Source organism: Sodalis sp. RH14, assembly GCF_047324285.1.
GTDB lineage: Bacteria > Pseudomonadota > Gammaproteobacteria > Enterobacterales > Enterobacteriaceae > Acerihabitans.
Genome location: NZ_CP178739.1, coordinates 3,247,753 through 3,270,086, shown reverse-complemented (window position 1 = coordinate 3,270,086; position 22,334 = coordinate 3,247,753). Strand labels below are relative to the sequence as shown.

Annotated in this window: 19 protein-coding genes, 1 pseudogene and 1 riboswitch; of the genes and pseudogenes, 9 read left to right on the top strand and 11 right to left on the bottom strand. The window is 59.4% G+C overall.

What is annotated here, in order from left to right:
• Positions 1–132: 132 nt before the first annotated feature.
• Positions 133–864, bottom strand: a complete 732-nt coding sequence (gene pgeF / locus ACL2XQ_RS14870) for a peptidoglycan editing factor PgeF (RefSeq protein WP_413739379.1) — start codon at positions 862–864, stop codon at positions 133–135.
• Between the two features lie 221 nt (positions 865–1,085).
• On the opposite strand from pgeF, the gene ftsI reads away from it, so the two are divergent.
• Both ftsI and rlmA read left to right on the top strand, forming a co-directional pair.
• Positions 1,086–2,825: a peptidoglycan glycosyltransferase FtsI gene (gene ftsI, locus ACL2XQ_RS14865; protein WP_413739378.1), complete on the top strand. Its 1,740-nt coding sequence runs from the start codon at positions 1,086–1,088 to the stop codon at positions 2,823–2,825.
• An 84-nt stretch (positions 2,826–2,909) separates the two neighbouring features.
• On the top strand, positions 2,910–3,734 hold the full coding sequence (gene rlmA / locus ACL2XQ_RS14860; RefSeq protein WP_413739377.1) for a 23S rRNA (guanine(745)-N(1))-methyltransferase: 825 nt from the start codon (positions 2,910–2,912) through the stop codon (positions 3,732–3,734).
• A gap of 9 nt (positions 3,735–3,743) precedes the next feature.
• Here rlmA and mntP read toward each other — a convergent pair whose 3' ends face one another.
• From mntP to manX, 5 genes are all read right to left on the bottom strand, one after another.
• Positions 3,744–4,325: a manganese efflux pump MntP gene (gene mntP / locus ACL2XQ_RS14855; protein WP_410016559.1), complete on the bottom strand. Its 582-nt coding sequence runs from the start codon at positions 4,323–4,325 to the stop codon at positions 3,744–3,746.
• Between the two features lie 3 nt (positions 4,326–4,328).
• Positions 4,329–4,528: riboswitch (yybP-ykoY riboswitch) on the bottom strand.
• A 198-nt stretch (positions 4,529–4,726) separates the two neighbouring features.
• A complete protein-coding gene (locus ACL2XQ_RS14850) occupies positions 4,727–5,188 on the bottom strand; it encodes a DUF986 family protein (RefSeq protein ID WP_413739376.1) in 462 nt (153 codons plus the stop codon).
• Between the two features lie 75 nt (positions 5,189–5,263).
• Complete coding sequence (locus tag ACL2XQ_RS14845; protein ID WP_410015293.1) at positions 5,264–6,109, bottom strand: PTS mannose transporter subunit IID; 846 nt, start codon at positions 6,107–6,109, stop codon at positions 5,264–5,266.
• A 12-nt stretch (positions 6,110–6,121) separates the two neighbouring features.
• Positions 6,122–6,925, bottom strand: a complete 804-nt coding sequence (locus ACL2XQ_RS14840) for a PTS mannose/fructose/sorbose transporter subunit IIC (protein ID WP_410015292.1) — start codon at positions 6,923–6,925, stop codon at positions 6,122–6,124.
• 89 nt (positions 6,926–7,014) lie between these two features.
• Complete coding sequence (gene manX, locus ACL2XQ_RS14835) at positions 7,015–7,980, bottom strand: PTS mannose transporter subunit IIAB (RefSeq protein WP_410015291.1); 966 nt, start codon at positions 7,978–7,980, stop codon at positions 7,015–7,017.
• A 640-nt stretch (positions 7,981–8,620) separates the two neighbouring features.
• Here manX and ACL2XQ_RS14830 point away from each other — a divergent pair.
• Positions 8,621–10,171, top strand: coding sequence for a TerC family protein (locus tag ACL2XQ_RS14830; RefSeq protein ID WP_413739375.1), 1,551 nt, complete (start codon positions 8,621–8,623; stop codon positions 10,169–10,171).
• Between the two features lie 713 nt (positions 10,172–10,884).
• On the opposite strand, the gene ACL2XQ_RS14825 is transcribed toward ACL2XQ_RS14830, so the two are convergent.
• From ACL2XQ_RS14825 to pabB, 3 genes are all read right to left on the bottom strand, one after another.
• On the bottom strand, positions 10,885–12,249 hold the full coding sequence (locus ACL2XQ_RS14825) for an L-serine ammonia-lyase (protein ID WP_413722763.1): 1,365 nt from the start codon (positions 12,247–12,249) through the stop codon (positions 10,885–10,887).
• Between the two features lie 472 nt (positions 12,250–12,721).
• The gene (locus ACL2XQ_RS14820) at positions 12,722–13,300 is read right to left on the bottom strand and encodes a CoA pyrophosphatase (RefSeq protein WP_413728502.1); all 579 of its coding nucleotides are present in this window, start codon (positions 13,298–13,300) and stop codon (positions 12,722–12,724) included.
• Positions 13,297–14,664: an aminodeoxychorismate synthase component 1 gene (gene pabB, locus ACL2XQ_RS14815; RefSeq protein WP_413739374.1), complete on the bottom strand. Its 1,368-nt coding sequence runs from the start codon at positions 14,662–14,664 to the stop codon at positions 13,297–13,299. Before pabB ends, ACL2XQ_RS14820 begins: the two co-directional genes overlap by 4 nt.
• A 168-nt stretch (positions 14,665–14,832) precedes the next feature.
• On the opposite strand from pabB, the pseudogene ACL2XQ_RS14810 reads away from it, so the two are divergent.
• Positions 14,833–15,015: pseudogene (locus ACL2XQ_RS14810) on the top strand (YoaH family protein); the annotation flags it as partial.
• Positions 15,016–15,141: 126 nt separating this feature from the next.
• Here ACL2XQ_RS14810 and ACL2XQ_RS14805 read toward each other — a convergent pair.
• Positions 15,142–15,486: a RidA family protein gene (locus tag ACL2XQ_RS14805; RefSeq protein ID WP_410015286.1), complete on the bottom strand. Its 345-nt coding sequence runs from the start codon at positions 15,484–15,486 to the stop codon at positions 15,142–15,144.
• A gap of 125 nt (positions 15,487–15,611) precedes the next feature.
• On the opposite strand from ACL2XQ_RS14805, the gene ACL2XQ_RS14800 reads away from it, so the two are divergent.
• The 5 genes from ACL2XQ_RS14800 to rnd all read left to right on the top strand — a co-directional run bounded on the left by ACL2XQ_RS14800 (position 15,612) and on the right by rnd (position 22,008).
• Positions 15,612–17,513: an ATP-dependent DNA helicase gene (locus ACL2XQ_RS14800; RefSeq protein ID WP_410015285.1), complete on the top strand. Its 1,902-nt coding sequence runs from the start codon at positions 15,612–15,614 to the stop codon at positions 17,511–17,513.
• A 118-nt stretch (positions 17,514–17,631) separates the two neighbouring features.
• Positions 17,632–18,333 carry a tRNA (adenosine(37)-N6)-threonylcarbamoyltransferase complex dimerization subunit type 1 TsaB gene (gene tsaB, locus ACL2XQ_RS14795; RefSeq protein ID WP_410015284.1) on the top strand — a complete coding sequence of 234 codons (702 nt, stop codon included), beginning with the start codon at positions 17,632–17,634 and terminating at the stop codon, positions 18,331–18,333.
• A gap of 78 nt (positions 18,334–18,411) precedes the next feature.
• The gene (locus tag ACL2XQ_RS14790) at positions 18,412–19,023 is read left to right on the top strand and encodes a Slp family lipoprotein (protein ID WP_410015283.1); all 612 of its coding nucleotides are present in this window, start codon (positions 18,412–18,414) and stop codon (positions 19,021–19,023) included.
• Between the two features lie 127 nt (positions 19,024–19,150).
• A complete protein-coding gene (gene fadD / locus ACL2XQ_RS14785; protein WP_413723438.1) occupies positions 19,151–20,815 on the top strand; it encodes a long-chain-fatty-acid--CoA ligase FadD in 1,665 nt (554 codons plus the stop codon).
• A gap of 38 nt (positions 20,816–20,853) precedes the next feature.
• Positions 20,854–22,008 carry a ribonuclease D gene (gene rnd / locus ACL2XQ_RS14780; protein WP_413739373.1) on the top strand — a complete coding sequence of 385 codons (1,155 nt, stop codon included), beginning with the start codon at positions 20,854–20,856 and terminating at the stop codon, positions 22,006–22,008.
• Between the two features lie 53 nt (positions 22,009–22,061).
• Here the strand turns inward: rnd and minE are convergent, their stop codons facing one another.
• Positions 22,062–22,331 (bottom strand): cell division topological specificity factor MinE, encoded by a 270-nt coding sequence (gene minE / locus ACL2XQ_RS14775; RefSeq protein WP_162365215.1) that lies wholly within the window; start codon positions 22,329–22,331, stop codon positions 22,062–22,064.
• Positions 22,332–22,334: the final 3 nt, after the last annotated feature.

Here is a 22,334-nt window from a genome sequence, read left to right as displayed (position 1 = left end):
CTGCCAGTGCCCCACTGGCAGGGTGTTTCATTCTTGCCCGACATCTTCCCCGCACTTCCCTCTGTTCCTGTTTTCCGTACCTGTGCCGCCCCGCGACGCTGGCTGTCGGGTGCCGAAGAATGAATCACGTCTTCAACCGGGCAAAATCACCAATCCCGAATGCTGATTGCGGCCGCTGATGGTCGGATAGGCGGGGTCGATGGCGCGCTTTACGCTGTTGCGACGAAAACTGGTATACGCGAAGCGTGTGCCTGCCTGCGTCATTCCGTCCCCGTTCGCGCACGTGGCGCAAATCGTGCAATGCCCGATATCGTCCACCGCCTGGAATCCCGCCGCCATAAGCTTATACCGGGCGATGGCGGCCAAATCCAGACGCCGGTACGCCGGCGTCACGATAGCGCCGGGTATCGGCAGGCGCGCTAAAAAATCCGCCACCAGACTCTCGCCGACCTCGTAGCAGCACGGGCGGGCCGACGGACCGATGGCCGCCACCCACTCCGCCGGATTATCGTCCCTGGCCAGCAGCATGGCGGCGAATTGTTCAATGATGCCCGCCAGCAGCCCGCGCCAGCCGGCGTGCAGCGCGCCGATCTTTTTGCCGTCGCGGCGGACGAACAGCAGCGGCAGGCAATCGGCGGTCAGTACACTCAGCAGTACGCCGGGAGTGGAAGTCACCACGCCGTCCGCCTCGCCGCACTGCTCGCCCGGTCCCGTAACCTCGCGGATTTGAATACCATGCACCTGTTTTTTTACCGCCAGGGTATCCTGCCAGGGCAGCAACCTTTCCGGCATCAGATGGGCTTTATCGCCAAAACCATGTTTTACGCCGGCGATGCCGTCAATGAGGGGAGAATAAGCTGTCATAATGTCCTGCGATAATGTCCCGCGCTGAAAACATAGAGTAGCGTAATTTTATCCGTTCCTGGCGCCGGTGTTTGTAACAAAGCAACAATCGGTGGCTGGCGAGAGGGAAATTTGCGCTTTGTTGCAAATTAGCAAGCCTTGTAGCATTGTTTTTGCGCGCATGCTCCGGCGAATAGGTTTTAATGCGTCTGATAATAAAAATAGCCGTATAAGAGAGCAGTGTGAAAACGAAGCCGGGTCAGGGTAAGCAGAATTTTATTCAATGGCGGTTTGGTCTGATGTGTATCGGTATTTCGGCCATACTGGCCGTGTTGCTGATGCGCATCGGCTGGCTGCAGGTGATCAAACCGGACAATCTGGTGGCGCAGCAGAACATGCGCTCGCTGCGCGTGGAGCAGACGCCAATACCCAGGGGGATGATAACCGATCGCAACGGCCAGCCGCTGGCGGTCAGCGTACCCGTTGACGCCATCTGGGCCGACCCGAACGAAGTGGCGCAAAAGGGCGGGGTGACGGCGTCCTCCCGCTGGCAGGCGCTGGCGCAGACGGTTAACCTGCCTTTCAACGAGATGTCCGCCCGGATCAATCACGATCCCCATATGCGCTTTATCTACCTGGCGCGTCAGATCGAACCCAACGTCGCCGATTATATCAAGCAACTAAAGCTGCCCGGCATCTATTGCAAAGAAGAGTCCAGACGCTTTTATCCGGCGGGGGAGACGGCGGCCAATCTGGTGGGTTTTACCAATATCGACGATCAGGGGATCGAGGGTATCGAAAAAAGTTTCAACCGCCTGCTGACCGGCGTGGCCGGACAGCGGGTGGTGCGCAAGGACCGGTTTGGCCGCGTGGTGGAAACCCTTTCCTCCACCGACAGCTCGCCCGCGCATAACGTGGCGCTGAGCATCGACCTGCGGCTGCAGCGTGAAACCGAGGAGGCGTTAAGCAACGCGGTGGCTTTCAATAAGGCGGATTCCGGCGCCTCGGTGCTGGTGGATGTCAATACCGGCGAAATCCTGGCCATGGCCAGCTATCCCACCTTTAATCCCAATAACCGCGCCGGGGCCGGCGAAGACGATTTTCGCAATCGCGCCATCAGCGATATTTTCGAACCAGGATCGACGGTAAAGCCGATGGTGGTGATGACGGCGCTCAAGCAGGGCATCGTCAAGCCAGACACGCTGCTCGATACCCATCCCTATACGCTTGACGGCCATCTGATCCGGGATGTGGCGTTTTATCCGCAGTTAACCCTGACCGGCATCCTGCAAAAATCCAGCGATGTCGGCGTCTCGCGCATGGCGCTGGCAATGCCGGTTACCGCCTTGCTCAATACCTATCGCGCTTTCGGCCTGGGCCAGCCCACCGACCTCGGCCTGACCGGTGAAAGCGCCGGCCTGATGCCGCATCGTACGCGTTGGGGCGAACTGGATCGGGCGACGTTCTCGTTTGGCTATGGCCTGATGGTCACCCCGGTGCAGCTGGCGCGCGTCTACGCCACCATCGCCAGCGACGGCGTTTACCGGCCCTTGTCCATTACCCGTATCGACCCGCCGGTGGTCGGCCAGCGCGTCATGGACCCGGCGTTGGTGCATGAGGTGAAACATATGATGGAAAGCGTTGCCCTGCCGGGCGGCGGCGGCGTTAAAGCCGCCGTCAGGGGATACCGGGTGGCGGTGAAGACCGGCACCGCTAAAAAAATCGGCCCCGACGGCCGTTATATTGATAAGTATATCGCCTATACCGCCGGGATCGCGCCGGCCAGCCGCCCGCGTTTCGCGCTGGTGGTGGTGATCAATAATCCCCAGGCGGGTAAGTATTATGGCGGCGCGGTGTCGGCGCCCGTCTTCAGCACCATTATGGCTGAGGTGCTGCGCATCATGAATGTGGAGCCCGACGCCTTGCCGGAAGACAACAATCGCCTGGTGACCGCATCGAGGCCGGGCTCCGGCGCCTCCTGAGGCGCCGGCATGACATTCCCGCTGCCGGCGCGCCGGATTTACGGTAAGATGCGCACCTGATTGCGTTTACGTCCGGAACCGGTTATGCCCTGCTATCAATGCCCCCTTTGCCACCTGCCGCTCACGCGCGCCGAGAATTACTGGTCCTGCGCGCAGCGGCACCGCTATGACTGCGCCCGCGAAGGCTATGTCAATCTGCTGCCGGTGCAGTTCAAGCGCAGCAAGGCGCCGGGTGATAACCAGGAGATGATGCAGTCGCGCCGCGCGTTTCTTGATGCCGGTTATTACCAGCCGATGCGCGATCGGGTTATGGCGCTGGTCGACGAACTGCCGTGGGCGCCGGGCGGCGACTGGCTGGATATCGGCTGTGGCGAAGGCTATTATACGCAGGCGCTTGCGGCGACGCTGGCGCAACGTCCGGGAGGCGGGCGGGTGTATGGGCTGGATATCGCTAAAACGGCGGTGCGCCTGGCGGCGAAGCGTTACCCGCAGGCGCGGTTTTGCGTTGCGTCCACCCAGCGCCTGCCGTTTATCGACGGTTCGCTCGGCGGCATATTGCGTATTTACGCGCCCTGCAATCCCGCTGAAATGTATCGCGTCATAAAGCCCGGCGGGCTGGTGGTCACCGTCGCGCCCGGACCCCGGCATCTTTATCAGCTTAAAGCCCGCATCTATCCCCAGGTCATGCTGCATCCGTTAAAGGATGAGCATTTCGCCGGCTTCACCGCGCTTGCGACGCACCGCCTGAGCTATGATATGGAGATGACCGGCGAGGCCGCAGCCAGTTTGCTGCAAATGACCCCGTTTGCCTGGCGCGCCACGCCCGAGGTCATGACGCGCTTAGCCGGACTGGGGCGGTTTGCCTGCGAAACCGATTTTATCATCCGCGCCTGGCGGCGGGAGGATTGAGACCTGCCCCTACAGGCCGGGCAGGGCGGCCTGGGCGTAATGGGCATACAGGATATTGCAGCCGATGCCGATCAGGATGGCGCCGCCGATAATTTCCGCTTTTTTGCCGAGCCATGGGCCGATAAAGCGGCCAAGCAGCATGCCCAGGGTGGCCATGATCATGGTGGCCAGGCCGATAATCATCGCGGTATGCAGGATATTGACTTCCAGGAAGGCCAGCCCCACGCCCACCGCCATGGCGTCCAGGCTGGTGGCGAAAGCGGTGGTCGCCAGCACCCTCAGGCTATGCTGGCCCAGGCGCGGCGCGGTCTCTGTTTGACGGCGCCAACCGCCGGCCACCATGCGCATGCCCAGGCAGCCCAGCAGGATAAACGCCACCCAATGATCCCACGCCAGAATATAGCGGCTGGCCATCAGCCCCAGCGACCAGCCGATCAGCGGCGTAACGGTTTCGATGGCGCCGAAAATCAGTCCGGTGCGCAACGCTTCACGCAGGGGGGGATTATGCAGGGCGGCCCCTTTGCCGATGGAGGCGGCAAAGGCATCCATGGACATGCCGAATGCAAGGATCAGGGTCGCGGACAGGTTCATCATAATCAGGCCTCGGCTGGGAGCCAATATACACGCTTCACCATCATCCCAACCCCACGATGGTTCGTCGTGTCTATAGTCTCGCCGACCGTCCTGGTCGCCCGCACCACGTTTACGCCGGATGAGCGGCGTATAACGAGTATGTTGATACGGGCATTTCCGCCTGCTATGGTGGAAACCGGCTACTCCCTAATGACCGCAAAACCATAACATCGTATTTACCGTATAACAACCACAAAAATAAAATAGCATTTTTGCATACGCTTATTTATCGCATACCTATAAAAACATCAACCTTGGGGTTATTTAATAGCATACATTGTAAGGTTAAAAATTTCGCCATGGCCCATCGCAGTAAGGCTATCGGCGGTGATAACCTTATATTATAGGTTGTTATTACGTTAATTATTTTCCATGAATTGATTATAAATCCTTTCAAGATCATCAAGATGCTGAACCTGGATCAATAACCTTCTTTTCTCCAAATCTATAGCCAGAAAACCATCTTCGGATAAGTTCATATTTTTAACCCGGTCATAGCGGATAAAAACATTGGCATAATAAAAACCCGCGGTTTTGAAAATGAGTTTTGGCCGGCGGATATAGGCAAGATAGGTCGCCATAAATGCCAGGATTAATAATAAAGTGGTGGTAAAAACCGTACCTTTATTAGTGATGTTCTGGTACACCAGAATCAGCACCAGGCCGATAAATATCAGTCCATCGATACGGCTTTGGCGCTTAAGCCCGATTTTCAGCCGGGTTTTGCCCTTAAGCATGCCGGCTACGACAAACTCGTCGTAAAGGGCGAACGCCAATGCCAGCGTGATGATAACCAGCAGGACAATATCGGTAACAGACATCCTGACTCCTTGCGAAAAATAAAAAAACCGGGGGATGGCCCCCGGTTGCGCATTACCACGTGTGCATCACTGCCATTACAGTCCCAGCAGGCCTATCCAGTAGCCGAAGATACCGATGGCGAAGAAGCCGACGATAATCCACAGCGCATTGACCTTGCGGCGCAGCAGCCACATACACCCGAAGGTCAGCAGCAGCGGCACCAGGCCCGGCATCAGCTGATTGAGGATGCTTTGCACGGTGGTCACCGTGGTCTGGCCGTCCGGACCGGTGATACGCGACACCACCATGGGAATATTCACATGGGTCCACTTATTCACCAGCGCCCCCATGACAAACAGCCCCAGTATCGAGGCGCCCTCCGTCAGCTTCTGCAGGAAACCGCCGCCCATATCGTTAACGATATCCACGCCTTTTTTGTAGCCGTAGGCCACGCCGTAATAACGGGTTGCCAGACGCACGGCGTTAAACAGGATAAAGAACAGGAGGGGGCCAAGCAGACTGCCGCTCATGGCGATGCCGGCACCCAGCGCGGCGAACACCGGACGTACGGTACCCCAGAAGATGGGGTCGCCCACGCCCGCCAGCGGTCCCATCAGGCCCACTTTCAGGCCGTTGATGGCCGCATCGTCGATGGGAGCGCCGTTGGCGCGCTGTTCTTCCATTGCCATGGTTACGCCTAATACCGGCGCCGCCACGTACGGATGGGTGTTAAAGAATTCCAGGTGACGTTTAATCGCCTGTTTGCGATCGTCATTGTTCTCAGGATACAGGCGACGGATTACCGGCACCATCGAGAAGCAAAAACCCAGCGCCTGCATACGTTCAAAGTTCCATGATCCCTGGAAAAGGTTCGAGCGAATAAAGACAGCACGCACATCGCCGGGAGTCAGTTTCTTTGGAGCAGTTGTTATATCGACCATTTCGCTCACCTATTAATCAAGTTCATTATCAAGATCGTTAACGCCCCTGGCGCCGCCGCCGTTTCCGCCGTTGGTCTGGTTATATTTCGGACTCAACTGGATATACAGGACAGCCATGACCACGCCAATCACACCCAGGGAAACCAGGTTGAAGTTGGTGAAAGCCGCGGTGACGAAACCAAGATAGAAGAAAGGCATCAGGTAGCCGGCACGCATCATGTTGATGACCATCGCGTAACCTACTACCACGATCATGCCGCCGGCGATGTTCAGGCCGTTGGTCACGACTTCCGGGATGGAACTGAGCATGGCGTGGACGGCGTCGGTACCGACGGAAACACCGACGATCACGGCCGGAATGGCGATACGCATGGCCTGCAACAGCAACGCGCCGACGTGGATCCAGCTCAGGGCGCTGAGGTTGCCGTTTTCCGCGGCTTTGTCAGCGGCATGTTGGAAGGCCACGGTAATGGTACGTACGATAATGGTCAGTACCTGGCCGGCGGCAGCCAGCGGGATAGCCAGCGCGATGCCGGCACCCACGCTTTGATTGCCGGCAATGACCAGGATGGTGGAAATAATGGAGGCCAGCGCGGCATCGGGCGCCACGGCGGCACCGATGTTCATCCAACCCAGGGCAATCATCTCCAGCGTACCGCCGATGATGATACCGGTCTTCATATCACCCAGCACGAGGCCGATTAACGTACATGCCACCAGCGGACGGTGGAACTGAAACTCATCGAGTATTGAACCCATGCCTGCGATACAGGCCACTATAAAAATCAGCACAATCTGAAGCGTGGTGATCTCCATTGTACTTCTCCTCTGACAAACGTAAGAGAGCGGTAAATCTTTTTTTCAGGAAAGTGATACGCTCGTAGGTGTTAGTTTTTCCGGCGAATTTATTTACCGAGTTTATTTATCAAATCCATCATCTTCAGCGGCGAATCCGATGAGACCTTACGCACTTCAAGCTCAATTCCCCGATCGTTTAACTTACGAAACGCGGCGATATCTTTCTCATCAACCGATACGGCATTGTTAACCTGGGTTTTACCCTGGCGAAACGCCATGCCGCCGATATTTACCGTGGTGATTTTGACGCCGCCTTCCACGACGCGCTCAACGTCGGTGGGGTTGGTAAACAACAACATCACGCGATCCTTGGCATAAGCCGGGTTGTTGTAAACGCGGATGGCCTTGTCCACGTCCACCACATGCGCGGTGACGCCTGGAGGAGCGACCTGGGTCAATAACGTTTTGCGCACGGTATCGGCGGCAACTTCATCGCTGACCACGATAATGCGTTTAACGTTGGTTTCCTTGGTCCAGCGGGTGGCGACCTGGCCATGGATCAGACGATCATCGATGCGCGCCAGACCGATGGTCATATGACCGCCGGCATTGGGATGCGGTTTGGCGGCAGGGGTTGGCGCGGCAACCGGCGCGGGGGTGGCCGCCGTCTGCGGTTCGGGCGCTTTGAGGGCCTTGACGCCGGCGCGTCCGGTTTCGACGGCGATGTTCACCAGCGCGGCAAAACCCGGCTTGTCATCACGCGCCATAAAGGTTTCCGCCAACATGGGAATATTAACGCCGGTGACGACTTCGTAATTCTCCTTATCGACCACAATGCGGCTGGCGGCGTTGAACGGGCTGCCACCCCAGGTATCAACCAGAAATAACACACCTTCCTGGGTATCAAGTTGCGCAAGGCGCGCGGTATATTTTTCAATCAGTGTTTCAGCATTCTCCCCGGGAACAAAATCTATCCAGGCGACGTTTTCTTGCGCGCCCAATATCATTTCAGCCGTTTTAAGCAACTGCTCGGCTGCTGACCCGTGAGTGCCAATTATGATAGCAATACTCACTGATACCTCCTCTGTTAACTAATTGGGTTAAGCAGTCAGACCGCCTGGCGTGTTTGCTACCAGTGAGCACGGGCGGTTTTAACTTCTTAGCCAGGGTATTTTTATTCGCCACCCTGTTTGATGTCCGCTGTGTGTGTTGAAACGATTCATGTGAAGATGTGAATCAATAGCGGTTAAACGCGATTTATTTTAGTGTGTAAAAAAATAAAAATTGTGACGGCGCTCAGTTATTTGTGCATGAGGAAAACAATGAGCTCACAAATCAGTGTAGAAGACATGCATGACAACTTGCAGACAAAAATAGTTTTATGCGCCTGCAAAGTTACCTGATAGAGTTGAATGTCTTACTTATCGATAAGGAGCGATGGGCCACAGCCCCCCCTATGGACTGTCACCGAAAAAACGTCACCCCTGATGTATGGTTTTCTCCTTTACCCGTCCAGGCTCCGCCGGCATGTTGCGCCAGCCGCGGGTCGCACCTTCCCGTACCGCCGGGAATCCAACCCGTCATCCCTGTGTCCTCTCTGTGGGAAAACGCCGCGCGTTCTACGGTCTTTGCGGACATGACGCCGCTTGCCCACGCGTGCTGCCGCGGTGTTTTATTGCGCCGTTTTAATGGACTGTCGATCTGGAGCGCCCAATGGAATTCTTAATGGACCCGACGCTGTGGGTGGGTCTGCTGACGTTGATACTGCTGGAAATTGTGCTGGGTATCGATAACCTGGTATTTATCGCTATCCTGGCCGAGAAGGTCGCGCCGAAAAAGCGGGACAAAGCCCGGGTTATCGGCCTGGCGCTTGCGCTGCTGATGCGTTTGGGGCTGCTGTCGTTGATCTCGTGGATGGTTACGCTGACCAAACCGTTGCTGAGCGTGGGCATGTTCAGCTTTTCAGGCCGGGATCTGATTTTGCTGCTGGGCGGATTGTTTTTACTGTTCAAAGCCACCACTGAGCTGCATGAACGGCTGGAGAACCAGGATGTGCAGCATGACGCCAACCGCGGTTACGCCAGTTTCTGGGCGGTGGTGGTGCAAATTGTTATCCTAGACGCGGTATTTTCCCTGGATGCGGTGATCACCGCGGTCGGTATGGTCAACAACCTGCCGGTGATGATGACCGCCGTGGTTATCGCCATGGGTATTATGCTGCTGGCGTCCAAGGCCTTGACCCGTTTTGTAAATGCCCATCCTACCGTCGTGGTGCTGTGCCTGAGTTTTTTGCTGATGATAGGCCTGAGCCTGATAGCCGAGGGCTTTGGCTTCCACATCCCCAAAGGTTATTTGTACGCGGCCATCGGTTTCTCGGTGCTTATTGAGCTGTTTAATCAGATAGCCCGGCGCAATTTTGTTAAAAACCAGGCGCGCGGGCCGATTCGCCAGCGCACCGCCGAAGCCATTTTACGTTTGATGGGCGGGCCCAGGCTGCGCGAGGAGGGGGCGCAGGAGATGCCAAACGAACCCAAGGCGGAGTTTGCCGACGAGGAGCGTTATATGATTACCGGCGTGCTGTCCCTGGCGTCGCGTTCGTTGCGCAGCGTGATGACGCCGCGCAACGAAATCTCCTGGGTGGATTGCCGGCGTCCGGTGGAGGAGCTGCGCGCTACGCTTTTGGCCACGCCGCACAGTATGTTTCCCGTGTGCGACGGCGAGCTGGACCAGTTGATTGGCGTGGTCCGCGCCAAGGACCTGATGGTGGCGTTGGATAAAGGCGAAGATGTGCAGGAGTATGCCGCGCAGAATCCGGCCATCGTGGTGCCGGAAACCCTGGATGTGCTGAACCTGCTGGGGGTATTGCGCCGGGCGCGGGGTAGCCTGGTGGTGGTGTCGAATGAATTTGGCGTGATCCAGGGGCTGGTAACGCCGCTGGATGTGCTGGAAGCCATTGCCGGCGAGTTTCCGGATGAGGACGAAACGCCGGATATTGTGGCGCAGGAGGACGCCTGGCTGGTAAAGGGTGGTACTGATTTGCACGCTTTGGGTCAGGCGTTGGACGATAATGAACTCACCCGCGGTCACGAGAATGTCGCTTCACTGGCGGGATTGCTGCTGGCCGAGCGGGATCAACTGCCGGTGGTGGGTGAGGTTATCGAGCTGGGCCAGTGGCGGTTTACGATTTTGCAGATGCTGGAATACCGTATCGAGCTGGTGCGTATCGAACGGATAGCGCCGCCGGTGGAGGAAGAGGAACAGTAAACACGTGACCCGCTCTCCCTTGAACACGTCTGCCTTGAATCCGGTGTTGGCGGGCCTAGCATGCCATGGGGCCTCGGTCGGGCGGGAAAACCACGCCCGATTCAACCCCATTGGCACGCTCTCCCTTTAACACGTCTGCCTTGAGTCCGGCGTTGGCGGGCCTGGCATGCCATGGGGCCTCGGTCGGGCGGGAAAACCACGCCCGATTCGACCCCATTGGCACGCTCTCCCTTGAACACGTCTGCCTTGAGTCCGGCGTTGGCGGGCCTGGCATGCCATGGGGCCTCGGTCGGGCGGGAAAACCACGCCCGATTCGACCCCATTGGCACGCTCTCCCTTGAACACGTCTGCCTTGAGTCCGGTGTTGGCGGGCCTGGCATGCCATGGTGCCTCGGTCGGGCGGGAAAATCACGCCCGATTCAACCCCATCGGCACGCTCTCCCTTTAACACGTCTGCCTTGAGTCCGGCGTTGGCGGGCCTGGCATGCCATGGGGCCTCGGTCGGGCGGGAAAACCACGCCCGATTCGACCCCATCGGCATGCTCTCCCTTTAACACGTCTGCCTTGAGTCCGGCGTTGGCGGGCCTACATGCTATGGGGTGCTCGGTCGGGCGAAAAGACCATGCCCGATTCGACCTCATTGGCACGTTTTTCCTTGAACACGTCTGCTTTACGTTCCGCGTTAGCGGGCCAGCAGGGTGTGGGTGATGCGATCAATCGCACTGGACCTTGATGGCCAGGCCGCCGCGCGAGGTTTCGCGGTATTTGGCGTTCATGTCCTTGCCGGTTTCGTACATGGTTTCAATCACCTTATCCAGCGACACCCGCGGCGCGCTGGTGCGCCGCAGCGCCATGCGCGAGGCGTTGATGGCCTTGACAGAGGCGATGGCGTTGCGTTCGATGCAGGGGACCTGTACCTGGCCGGCCACCGGATCGCAGGTCAGCCCCAGATTATGTTCCATGCCGATTTCCGCCGCCACGCAGACCTGCTCGGGACTGCCGCCCATCAATTCCGTCAGTCCCGCCGCCGCCATGGAGCAGGCGACGCCCACTTCACCCTGGCAGCCGACCTCGGCGCCGGAAATGGAGGCGTTCAGCTTATAAAGAATGCCGATGGCGCCGCAGGCCAGGAAATAACGCAGGTAGACCTCGGGCGTGACCGGATCGATAAAATGATCGTAATAAGCCAGCACCGCCGGCACGATGCCGCAGGCGCCGTTGGTCGGCGCGGTGACCACCCTTCCGCCGGCGGCGTTTTCTTCATTGACCGCCAGCGCGAACATATTCACCCAGTCAATCGCCACCATCGGATCGCTGGAGAGCTTATCCGTGGAGACCAGCATGCGCCTGAGCGCCGATGCGCGCCTGGGCACCCGCAGCGGGCCGGGCAATACGCCTTCGGTATTCAGCCCGCGATCGATGCAGGCGCGCATGGTCTGCCAAATATCGGCGAAGTAATTGCCGATATCGGCGCGGCTATGCAGCGCCAGTTCATTAAGCATCACCAGCCCCGACAGCGACAGACCGGTCTGTTTGCACTGGTCGAGCAGCTGCTGGGCGCTGGCGAAAGGGTGGGGCACGGCGATCTGGTCGATAACCGGCTGGCCGAAATGCGCCTCATCAACGATAAAACCGCCGCCGACGGAATAATACGTCTGGCTGTAGATGACCTGTTCGCCGGCGAAGGCGTGAATGCGCATGGCGTTTTCATGCAATGACAGGTAGGAACCGTGGAATACCATGCCGCCTTCGCGGGGAAAATCCACTTCGTGCGGCCCGCCGGCCAGCATCAGGCGCTGGCGTTGCTCAACGTCGCGGATAAAGGCCGGCGCGGCGTCGATATCCACCGTATCGGGACGGTTGCCCGCCAGGCCCAGGATAATGGCGATGTCGGTATGGTGTCCCTTGCCCGTCAGCGATAACGAACCGTAAACATCCACGGCGATGCGCGTGACATCATTGAGCAGCCGTTTATCGACGAGATCGTCCACGAACTGTTTACCGGCTTTCATTGGACCCACGGTATGGGAACTGGACGGGCCGATGCCGATTTTAAACATATCGAAAACGCTTATCACGTTGACTCTCCTCAGAACTGATAAAATACGCATACCCGTGGGTAATGCAGTTAATTGTAATGACTCATGCCGGGTTAGGCTTGCGCTTTCGCATGATAAAAACTAATCCAAAAAAGCGCTTCCTTTGCGTTTGACGACCGATACGAAGCGGTCCTCTACCCCGGGGCGGCCTGGCGTCATGCTGGTTATGGCTAATCTGAAAGCAAGCCGTTGCCCGTGGATCATCTCTTTTCACGTGCGTGCCTGAGACGGTTTTTTGTCGTCAGAAATAATGAGATATACAACCTATATAAATGACTATGTTTAATTATTAATATGGAGTTATATTTCGCAAATATGGCAAAGATAGGAGATTGTAATGGTTTTTATCGCGTTGGGAAGTCTTTTATTGTCGGGGCGCGATGACCATCACGGCGCGGGTTGGTAGGGATAGCGGCGGCCCAACCGGCGGCCGGGAACGAAGGGACGTGCGTTAAAGATGGATGTGTTGGCCCAGCCGATACAAAATCTGCGCGGTCATGCCCCAGACCATATGGCTTTGATACCAGGAAAAATAAACCTGCAGGTTTTTGGCGCGGCGCTGTATTTGCAGGGGAGTATAGCTGGCCAGGGATAACGCCTGGTGCAGGGGCATTTCAAACATGTCCGCCACCTCGTCGCGGCTGGCCCGGAAACGGGTGCCGGCCGCCAGCAGGCCGACGATGGGCGTGACCTGGAAACCGCTGCTGCTGTCCACCGGCGGCAGTTGCCCCAGGACCCTGACCGACGAGGCCGGGATGGCCACTTCTTCGTGGGCCTCGCGCAGCGCGGTGGCGATTAAGGACGCGTCTTCCTTATCCGCCGCCCCGCCGGGGAAGGCCACCTGGCCGGCATGCTTGCGCAGTGTCGCCGATCGGCGCGTCAACAGCACCGTCGGCTGGTGATGGCAGATGATGGGTATCAATACCGCCGCCCGGCGCTGGTTGCGCGCCGGCTCACTGGGCTGCGGCAACTGCAGTTGGAAACGGGTGATGAAATCCGTAAGCGTCAGGGTGTTGTCAGTGCTGTTCATGGGCGATTTAGCTCCAGCAGCAGCGGCAGTATCTTGGCGACCTTGTCCAGGGTTTCCTGGTATTCCGCTTCCTCGCAACTGTCGGCGACGATGCCGCCGCCCGCCCAGCAATAGATGCGCCCTTGTTCCGTGAGCAGCGTGCGGATGGCGATATTGGTGTCCAGGGTGGCGCAGCGGCTCAGGTAGCCGATGCTGCCGCACCAGGCATTACGGCGCTGCGGTTCGAGCTGGTCGATTAACGTCATGGCCTTGATTTTGGGGGCGCCGGTGATGGACCCGCCGGGAAAACAGGCGCGCACCAGATCGCACGGCGTGCGATGGGGGGGCAGCCGCGCGGTAATGGTGCTGACCATATGATGGACTGCCGGAAAGGCCTCGATTTTAAACAGCTCCGGCACCCGGACGCTGCCGGGGACGGCGACCCGTCCGATATCGTTGCGCAGCAAATCCACGATCATCAGGTTTTCCGCCCGGTCTTTTGGCGATGCCGCCAGTTTTTGCCCTTGCAGCCGATCTTGCTCCGCATCCGCCAGGCGCGGCAGCGTGCCCTTGATGGGCCGCGTTTGGATCTGTCCCGCGTTTACCCGCAGGAACCGCTCCGGCGACAGGCTCAGCACCGCCTGGCCGGGCAGGCGCAAAAAAGCGGAAAACGGCGCGGCGTTATGCTCCAGCAGATGGCGGAACGCCTGCCATTCATCGCCCGCGAACGCCGCGCTGAAGCGTTGTGCCAGACAGACCTGGTAACAATCACCCGCTAAAAGATGTTCCTGGATGCGGCGGAATTTTTCGCCATACTCGCCACGGGTCATATTGGCCTGCCAGCCGCTGTTTAAACGAAAGGGCCGGTCGGGTTCGGGTGCCGGCGGCGCCAGCAAATCTTGCTTCAGCGCCGCCGGATCGCGGTAGCTCACCAGGGTCAGGCGGCCAAGGCGATGGTCGGCAATCACCGCCCAGTCATACAGGCCGACGGCCATATCCGGCAGCGTTAAATCCTGTTGGGCATGGTCAGGCAGAGTTTCAATGCGCCGGCCGAGATCGTAGCCGAACAGGCCCAGCGCGCCGCCCAGGAAAGGGAGATCGTCCCGGGCTTCCGGACGCATCCCCATACTGTCCACCTGCTGTTGCACCAGCATAAACGGGTCGCCGCCGCTCATATGCGATTGACCGTCGCGGGAAATCACCGTAACGGCGCCGCGGGTGGTCAGCGTCGCCACCGGGTCGGCGACCATGATATCGAAGCGGCTGTCCGGATGGTCGGCATGGCCCGAGTGCAGCAGCATCGACCAGGGCCGGGCGGCGCGGGGGGCGAACAGGGCGGTAATGGCGTCGCGGTGATAGGGTAAGGCAGTCAGCTGTGGCAACATATCGACACTATGATCCAGGTAATCCAGTCCAGTCTGCCGGCAATAAGCGCCTGGCAGGTGCGAACAGCATGATATCGGCTTCATGGCTGAACATAAAGCGCATTGATTGGCATCGCGGGCGGCGGCGTGAGATAATAACGCATCGACCCGCCCCTCTGGAGAACACGCATGCTGACCGATATGCCAGCGTTAAATCACGAACAGCAGCAGCAGGCCGTTGAGCGCATCCAGGCCCTGATGGCCGACGGCATGAGCAGCGGCGAGGCCATCCGGCTGGTATCCAATGAAATCCGCGCCACCCATACAGGTGAACGGGTATCAATTCGCTGGGATGACGACGAAGACGACGATCGTTCCTATGCCGAGCGCAACGCCGATGAACGCGACGCCCGCAACGCCGCCCTGGAACAGGACGACGACGACGAGGACGGGGCGCTGTAAACGTCCCCGCCGGCCGCACGGGTACCGGCGCGCCGGTCAGATCGCCGCGATGACCTTGATTTCCACTTTGTAGCGCGGGTTCATCAGCCGCGCCTCGACGGTACAGCGCACCGGCGCGCTCCCCGGCACCACCCAGGCGTTCCAGGCGGCGTTCATGGCGGCGAAATCATCGCCGTCGGCCAGGAACACGGTCACATCCAGCAGCCGCGTTTTATTGGAACCCACCCGCTTTAGCAGCCGGTCGATAATCGCCAGCGCCTCGGCGGTTTGCGCGGTGGCGTCGCCATCCAGGTTTTCCGGCACGCTGGTGTAATATACCGTCTGGTTGTGGACAACCGCTTCGGACATGCGCGCGCCGGGATCGATTCGTTCAATGGTCATACTGTTCGCCTTAAAGCCATCATGTAAACCGCCAGCATAACATAGTGTCGTTTTAAGCAAAGAAGGTGGTGGACAACCGCCGGCCTTGGCATAATCCGACAGCAACCGAATGACAGAGAGACAGCGTGACAGATGATTTTGCGCCGCAGGGCGCGTTGGCCAAGGCCATCACCGGATTTAAACCGCGCGAGTCGCAACGCCTGATGGCCGAGGCGATAGCGCAGGCCATCGACACAAAACAGCCGCTGGTGGTGGAGGCCGGCACCGGGACCGGCAAGACGTATGCGTATTTGGTGCCGGCGCTGCGTTCAAAACGCAAGGTTATCATCTCCACCGGCTCCAAGGCGCTGCAGGATCAGCTGTATGCCCGCGACCTGCCCAAAGTGGCGGCGGCGCTGGCGTACCAGGGTCAGGTCGCCCTGCTGAAGGGACGCTCCAACTATTTGTGCCTTGAGCGCATGGAGCAGCAGCTCGCCGGCGGGGTCGGCATGGCGCCGGAAACCCTGGCGGAGCTGGCGGGCGTACGCAACTGGTCGTCGCAGACGGTGGATGGCGACGTGGCCAACTGCGGCGGCATCGCCGAAGACAGCCCGGTATGGCCGCTGGTCACCAGCACCAACGACAACTGCCTGGGCGGCGATTGCCCGCTCTACAAAGAGTGTTTTGTGGTCAAGGCGCGCCGTAAAGCCATGGAGGCCGACGTGATCGTGGTAAACCATCACCTGTTCCTGGCGGATATGGTGGTTAAGGAAGGCGGTTTCGGCGAGCTTATCCCCACCGGCGAGGTGATGATTTTCGACGAAGCGCACCAGATGCCGGATATCGCCAGCCAGTATTTCGGCCAGCAGCTCACCAGCCGTCAACTCATGGATCTGGCGCGCGACATGACGCTTGCCTACCGCACCGACGTGCGCGATATGGCCCAATTGCAAAAGAGCGCCGATCAGCTTACCTTCCGCACCCAGGATTTCCGGCTGGCGCTGGGCGAACCGGGTTTTCGCGGCAACCTGCGCGACGTGCTGACCCAGCCTTCGCTGCAGCGCGCGCTGCTGTTGCTTGATGACGCACTGGAATTATGCCACGACGTGGCGAAGCTGGCGCTGGGACGGTCGGCGCTGCTTGATGCCGCTTTTGAACGCGCCAGCCTGTACCGCGCGCGGCTCAAGCGTCTGAAGAATACCCAGGAACCGGGTTTCAGCTATTGGTATGAATGCAATGCCCGGCACTTTGTGTTGGCGTTGACGCCGTTATCGGTTTCGACCCGCTTTCGTGAGGTGATGAGCGAAAAAGAGGGCACCTGGATCTTTACCTCCGCCACCCTGTCGGTCAACGATCGCCTGGAGCATTTTACCCGGCGGATCGGCCTGGAAGACGCAAAAACCTTGCTGCTGCCCAGCCCGTTTGATTACGCGACCCAGGCGCTGCTGTGCGTGCCGCGCTTCCTGCCGGAGCCGAACCAGCGCGGGGCGGCGGTGCAGCTGGCGCGGATGCTGGCGCCGGTGATTATCGCCAATCGGGGGCGTTGCTTTTTCCTGTGCACCTCTCACCAGATGATGCGGGATCTGGCGGCGGAGTTTCGCGCCACGCTGACCCTGCCGGTGCTATTGCAGGGCGAGACCGGCAAACGCCAGCTGCTGCAGCAGTTTGTTACCGCCGGCAACGCGCTGCTGGTGGCGACCAACAGTTTTTGGGAAGGGGTGGACGTGCGCGGCGATACGCTGTCTTGCGTGATTATCGACAAGTTGCCCTTTACCGCCCCGGATGACCCGTTGCTTAAGGCGCGCACCGAGGATTGCCAGCTGCGCGGCGGCGATCCCTTTGCCGAGGTGCAGATCCCCGAGGCGGTCATCGCCCTAAAGCAGGGGGTGGGCAGGCTTATCCGCGACAGCGACGACCGGGGCGTGCTGATCATCTGCGATCAGCGGCTGGTGACCCGGCCCTATGGCCAGATTTTCCTCAACAGCCTGCCGCCGGCGCCGCGCACCCGCTCGCTGCAGCGCGCCATCGACTTTTTGCAACACCGCTGACCGGTGGCGTATATTGCCCCTCGCCCCCGCAGGCATCCCGTATCCCTTTGCCCCAGCGGGTATGCTACAATACCCGCCCGGTCCGGCACCACTCTTTTACACCCGCCTGAGGTTTGGCATGTCTACGCGAATTTTAGCTCTCGATACCGCAACTGAAGCCTGTTCCGCGGCGCTTTGGATCAACGGTGAAATCAGCGAACGTTTTGAAATTTCCCCCCGCGAGCACACCCGGCGCATTCTGCCGATGGTCGACAGCCTGCTGGCCGAGGCCGGCATCGAGCTGGCGCAGCTTGATGCCCTGGCTTATGGGCGCGGCCCCGGCAGCTTTACCGGCGTGCGCATCGGCATCGGCATCGCCCAGGGCCTGGCGCTTGGCGCCGGGCTGCCGATGATCGGCGTGTCGACCCTGGCGGCGCTGGCGCAGGGCGCCTGGCGCCGGTGCGGCATCAGCCGCGTGCTGTGCGCCATCGATGCCCGCATGGGCGAGGTCTACTGGGCGCAGTACCAGCGCGGCGACAGCGGCGCATGGTTGGGCGAAGCGGGCGAAAAAGTGGTTAAACCCGATCAGCTGGCGCCGCAAGCCGCCGAACTGGCCGGCCAGTGGGCAACGGCCGGCACCGGCTGGCAAACCTATCCCGGACTTATCGCGCCGCCGGCCGTGCAGCTCGTGGACGGCCAGACCCTGCTGCCGTCGGCCGTGGATATGTTGCCGCTGGCGGTGCTACGCTTAAGCCAGGGCGAGGCCTTGGCGGTGGAATTGCAGGCGCCGACCTATCTGCGCAATGAAGTGACGTGGAAAAAGCTGCCGGGACGCGAATAAAGAGCAACTTATGCCGCCGCCACGGGTCAAAGTAATAACCCATGTATACCGTTAAAGGTATGAGGAATCTAGCGCAAGATGTTTAAGCAAACTACTGTCCGCAGCGCGCAGCGCCGTCGTTTTACCTGGCCGGCCCTGGCCGTGGTCATGATGCTGTCCGGCTGCGCCACGGTGCCGGACGCCGTGCGCGGCACCTCGCCCACCCCCCAGCAGGATCTGGTGCGCGTGCTTAACGCGCCGTCCCTGTATGTCGGTCAGGAAGCCCGTTTCGGCGGCAAAGTGGTTAAAGTCACCAATCTCAACGGACGCACCCGGCTGGAAATAGCCTCTGTGCCGCTGGATGATTCGGCGCGGCCCAGGCTGCACCAAGTCTCTACCGGCAGGGTGGTGGCCTATATCAACGGCTTCCTGGAACCGATGGACTTTAATCACCAGTGGGTCACCGTGGTCGGCCCAATCACCGGCACGGAAAAGGGCGCCGTCGACAAGGCGGAGTATACCTTTGTAGTGGTGCGCGCGGACGGATATAAACGCTGGCAGCTGACGCAACAGGTGGTGGCGCCGATGGGGCCGCCGATGTCCCCATGGGGCTGGGGCGGCCGCTACGGCCGCGGCTGGGGGCCGGAGTGGGGCGTCGGCTACGGCTACGGTTACGGCAATGCCCAGGTTGAAACCGTACTGACCGAATAGTGACGAAACGCTCAATCCTGATATCGATTTCCACCCGATTGCCCAGTTCCATTACCATTACAGATAAGAATCCAGGCAATATGGGGCGGCGATGAGCACATCGGCTATTGATAATACAGGGCAGGGCATGGCGCGGATATGGACCGGGCGTTACCCTGCCGATGTCCCGACGGATATCGATCCCGATCATTACCGATCTATCGCCGTTCTGTTCGCCAACGCGGCGCGCCGTTTTGCCGATTTGCCGGCATTTATCAACCTGGGGGAGACCCTGACATTTCGCCAGCTCGACGCGCTCAGCCTGGCGTTTGCCGCTTACCTGCAGCGGGTCATTGGCCTGCAGCCAGGGGATCGCGTAGCCCTGATGATGCCCAACCTCCTGCAATACCCGGTGGCGCTGTTCGGCGTCCTGCGCGCCGGCATGGTGGTGGTGAACGTCAATCCGCTTTACACCCCGGACGAACTGCGTCACCAGCTTAACGATAGCGGCGCGGCGGCCATCGTTATCGTGGACAATTTCGCCCATACCCTGGAGAAGGTGCTGGCGGAGGTTGCCATTCGCCATGTGATACTCACGCGCCTGGGCGATCATTTCCCGCTGTTGAAGCGCACGCTGGTCAACGCGGCGGTAAAACACCTTAAGCGCAAAGTGCCGCCATACCGCCTGCCGCAGGCGGTTTCCTATCGCCGCGCCCTGGCGCAGGGGCATCGGCTGGAGTTCAGCCCGCCCATTATCAACGGCGACTCGCTGGCCTTCCTGCAATACACCGGCGGCACCACCGGCGCGTCGAAAGGCGCCATGCTCACCCACCGCAATATACTCGCCAACCTCGAGCAGGCGAAAGCCGCCTACGGGCCTATTTTGACCCTGGGGCGCGAAATGATGGTCACCGCCCTGCCGCTGTACCATATCTTCGCCCTGATGATAAATTGCCTGCTGTTTGTGGAAATGGGCGGCTGTAACCTGCTGATTACCGACCCGCGCGATATCGCCTCCCTGGTCGACGCCATGCGGCGTCACCATTTTACGGCGATTTCCGGGGTGAATACGTTGTTCAACGCCCTGTTGCATAACGCGGCGTTCCGTCGCCTGGATTTTGCCTCGCTGCATTTGTCGGTGGGCGGGGGGATGGCGCTGCAGCAACCGGTGGCGGATGACTGGCATGCGCTGACCGGTAAGCACCTGCTGGAGGGGTATGGCTTGACCGAATGCTCGCCGCTGGTGACCGGCAATCCCTATGATTTGAACCGTTTCAGCGGCAGCATCGGCCTGCCGGTGCCCTCCACCGATATCCGCCTGGTGGATGGGGCCGGCAATAACGTGCCGCCCGGCGCGCCCGGGGAGCTGCTGATCAAGGGACCGCAGGTCATGGCGGGCTATTGGCGCCAGCCGCAAGCCACCGCCGAGACGCTGAAAGACGGCTGGCTTTCTACCGGCGATATCGTTACAGTGGATCAACAAGGCTTCGTGCGCATCGTGGATCGCAAGAAGGATATGATCCTGGTGTCCGGCTTCAATGTCTACCCCAATGAAATAGAGGATGCGGTGGTCCGGCATCCGAAAGTGCTTGAGGCGGCGGCGATAGGCGTGCCCAGCGATGACACCGGCGAAGCGGTAAAAATTTTCGTGGTGAAAAAAGAGCCTTCCCTGACCCGCGAGGAACTCATTGCCCACTGCCGTTTGTACCTGACCGGCTATAAGGTGCCAAAACTGGTGGAATTCCGCGCTGAGTTACCCAAATCCAATGTAGGCAAAATTCTGCGCAAGCAATTACGCGTCGAGCACGGATAAACGCTTTTTGCCGCCATGACTGACAGTAAGAGAACTCTGTGTCCAATTACCAATTAATTACCCGCGATGAAGATTTACAAAGGATATGCGCGCTTGCCCGCCAGCACGATCGGGTGGCGCTGGATACCGAATTTGTCCGCACCCGCACCTACTATCCGCAGTTGGGTTTAATCCAGCTATTTGATGGTGACACGTTATCGCTCATCGACCCCCTGGCTATTTCGCAATGGCAACCGTTTCGGGAACTGCTGGCCGACCGGGGGGTGGTGAAAATTCTGCATGCCTGCAGCGAGGACCTGGAAGTTTTCCTGCATTCCTTTGATCAGATGCCGGTGCCCATGCTTGATACCCAGGTGCTGGCCGCGTTCAATGGCCGCCCGCTGTCCTGCGGCTTTGCCGCGCTGGTGGCGGATTACCAGCAGGTGGTGCTGGATAAAAGCGAATCCCGCACCGACTGGCTGGCGCGGCCGCTAAGCGCCAGGCAATGCGATTACGCCGCGGCCGACGTGTTCTGGCTATTGCCGATGGCCGATCAGCTGATCCGGGAAACCGAAGCGGCGGGCTGGACCGACGCAGCCAGGCAGGAGTGCGACGCCTTATGCCAGCGCCGCCAGGAAATCGTCGATCCGGAACTGGCTTATCGCGATATCGGCAATGCCTGGCAGTTGCGCACCCGGCAGCTGGCGTGCCTGCAAAAATTGGCCTCCTGGCGCCTGCGCAAAGCGCGCGAGCGGGATATGGCGGTGAACTTCGTCGTGCGGGAAGAAAATTTATGGCAGGTGGCGCGTTATATGCCGGGATCGCTGGGCGAACTGGACAAACTGGGGTTAAGCGGGCCTGAGATCCGTTATCACGGCAAAATGCTCCTCGCCCTGGTGGAGGAGGCGGCGGCCATGACGGAAGATCAGCTGCCGGAGCCGGTGGTTAATCTCATCGATAAACCCGGCTATCGCGCGCTGTTTAAAACCATTAAGGAACATATCGCCATTGCCAGCGCGGAATCCGGATTAAGCGTGGAACTGCTGGCGTCGCGCAGGCAAATCAATCAATTACTCACCTGGCATTGGCGGCTGACCCCGGGGCAGCGCACGCCGGAATTGCTCAGCGGCTGGCGGGAAGCGCTGTTTGGCGCGCGGTTACGCGTAATACTCGACGGCGAGGCGACAACCACCGACCTGCCCGCGGCATTATAAATCCCCAGGCGCTCTTTTCCCCCTGCATCGGCAGGGGGATTATTGGCTGGTGATCATTTCGGCGTTTCTTCCGCTTCCGGCAGCGTTACGTTCAGCTCGAGGATGGAAATATCGCCTTCCCGCTGCTCTAGCTGCACGGAGACCATTTCCGGATCGATCTGCACATATCGGCAAATAACCTCGAGAATATCGCGTTTCAACTGCGGCAAATAATGAGGCTCGCTATCGCCCCGCCGGCGTTCCGCAACGATAATCTGCAGCCGTTCCTTGGCTATATTGGCTGTCGTTTTTTTACGGGAGAGAAAAAAATCGAGTAATGCCATGGT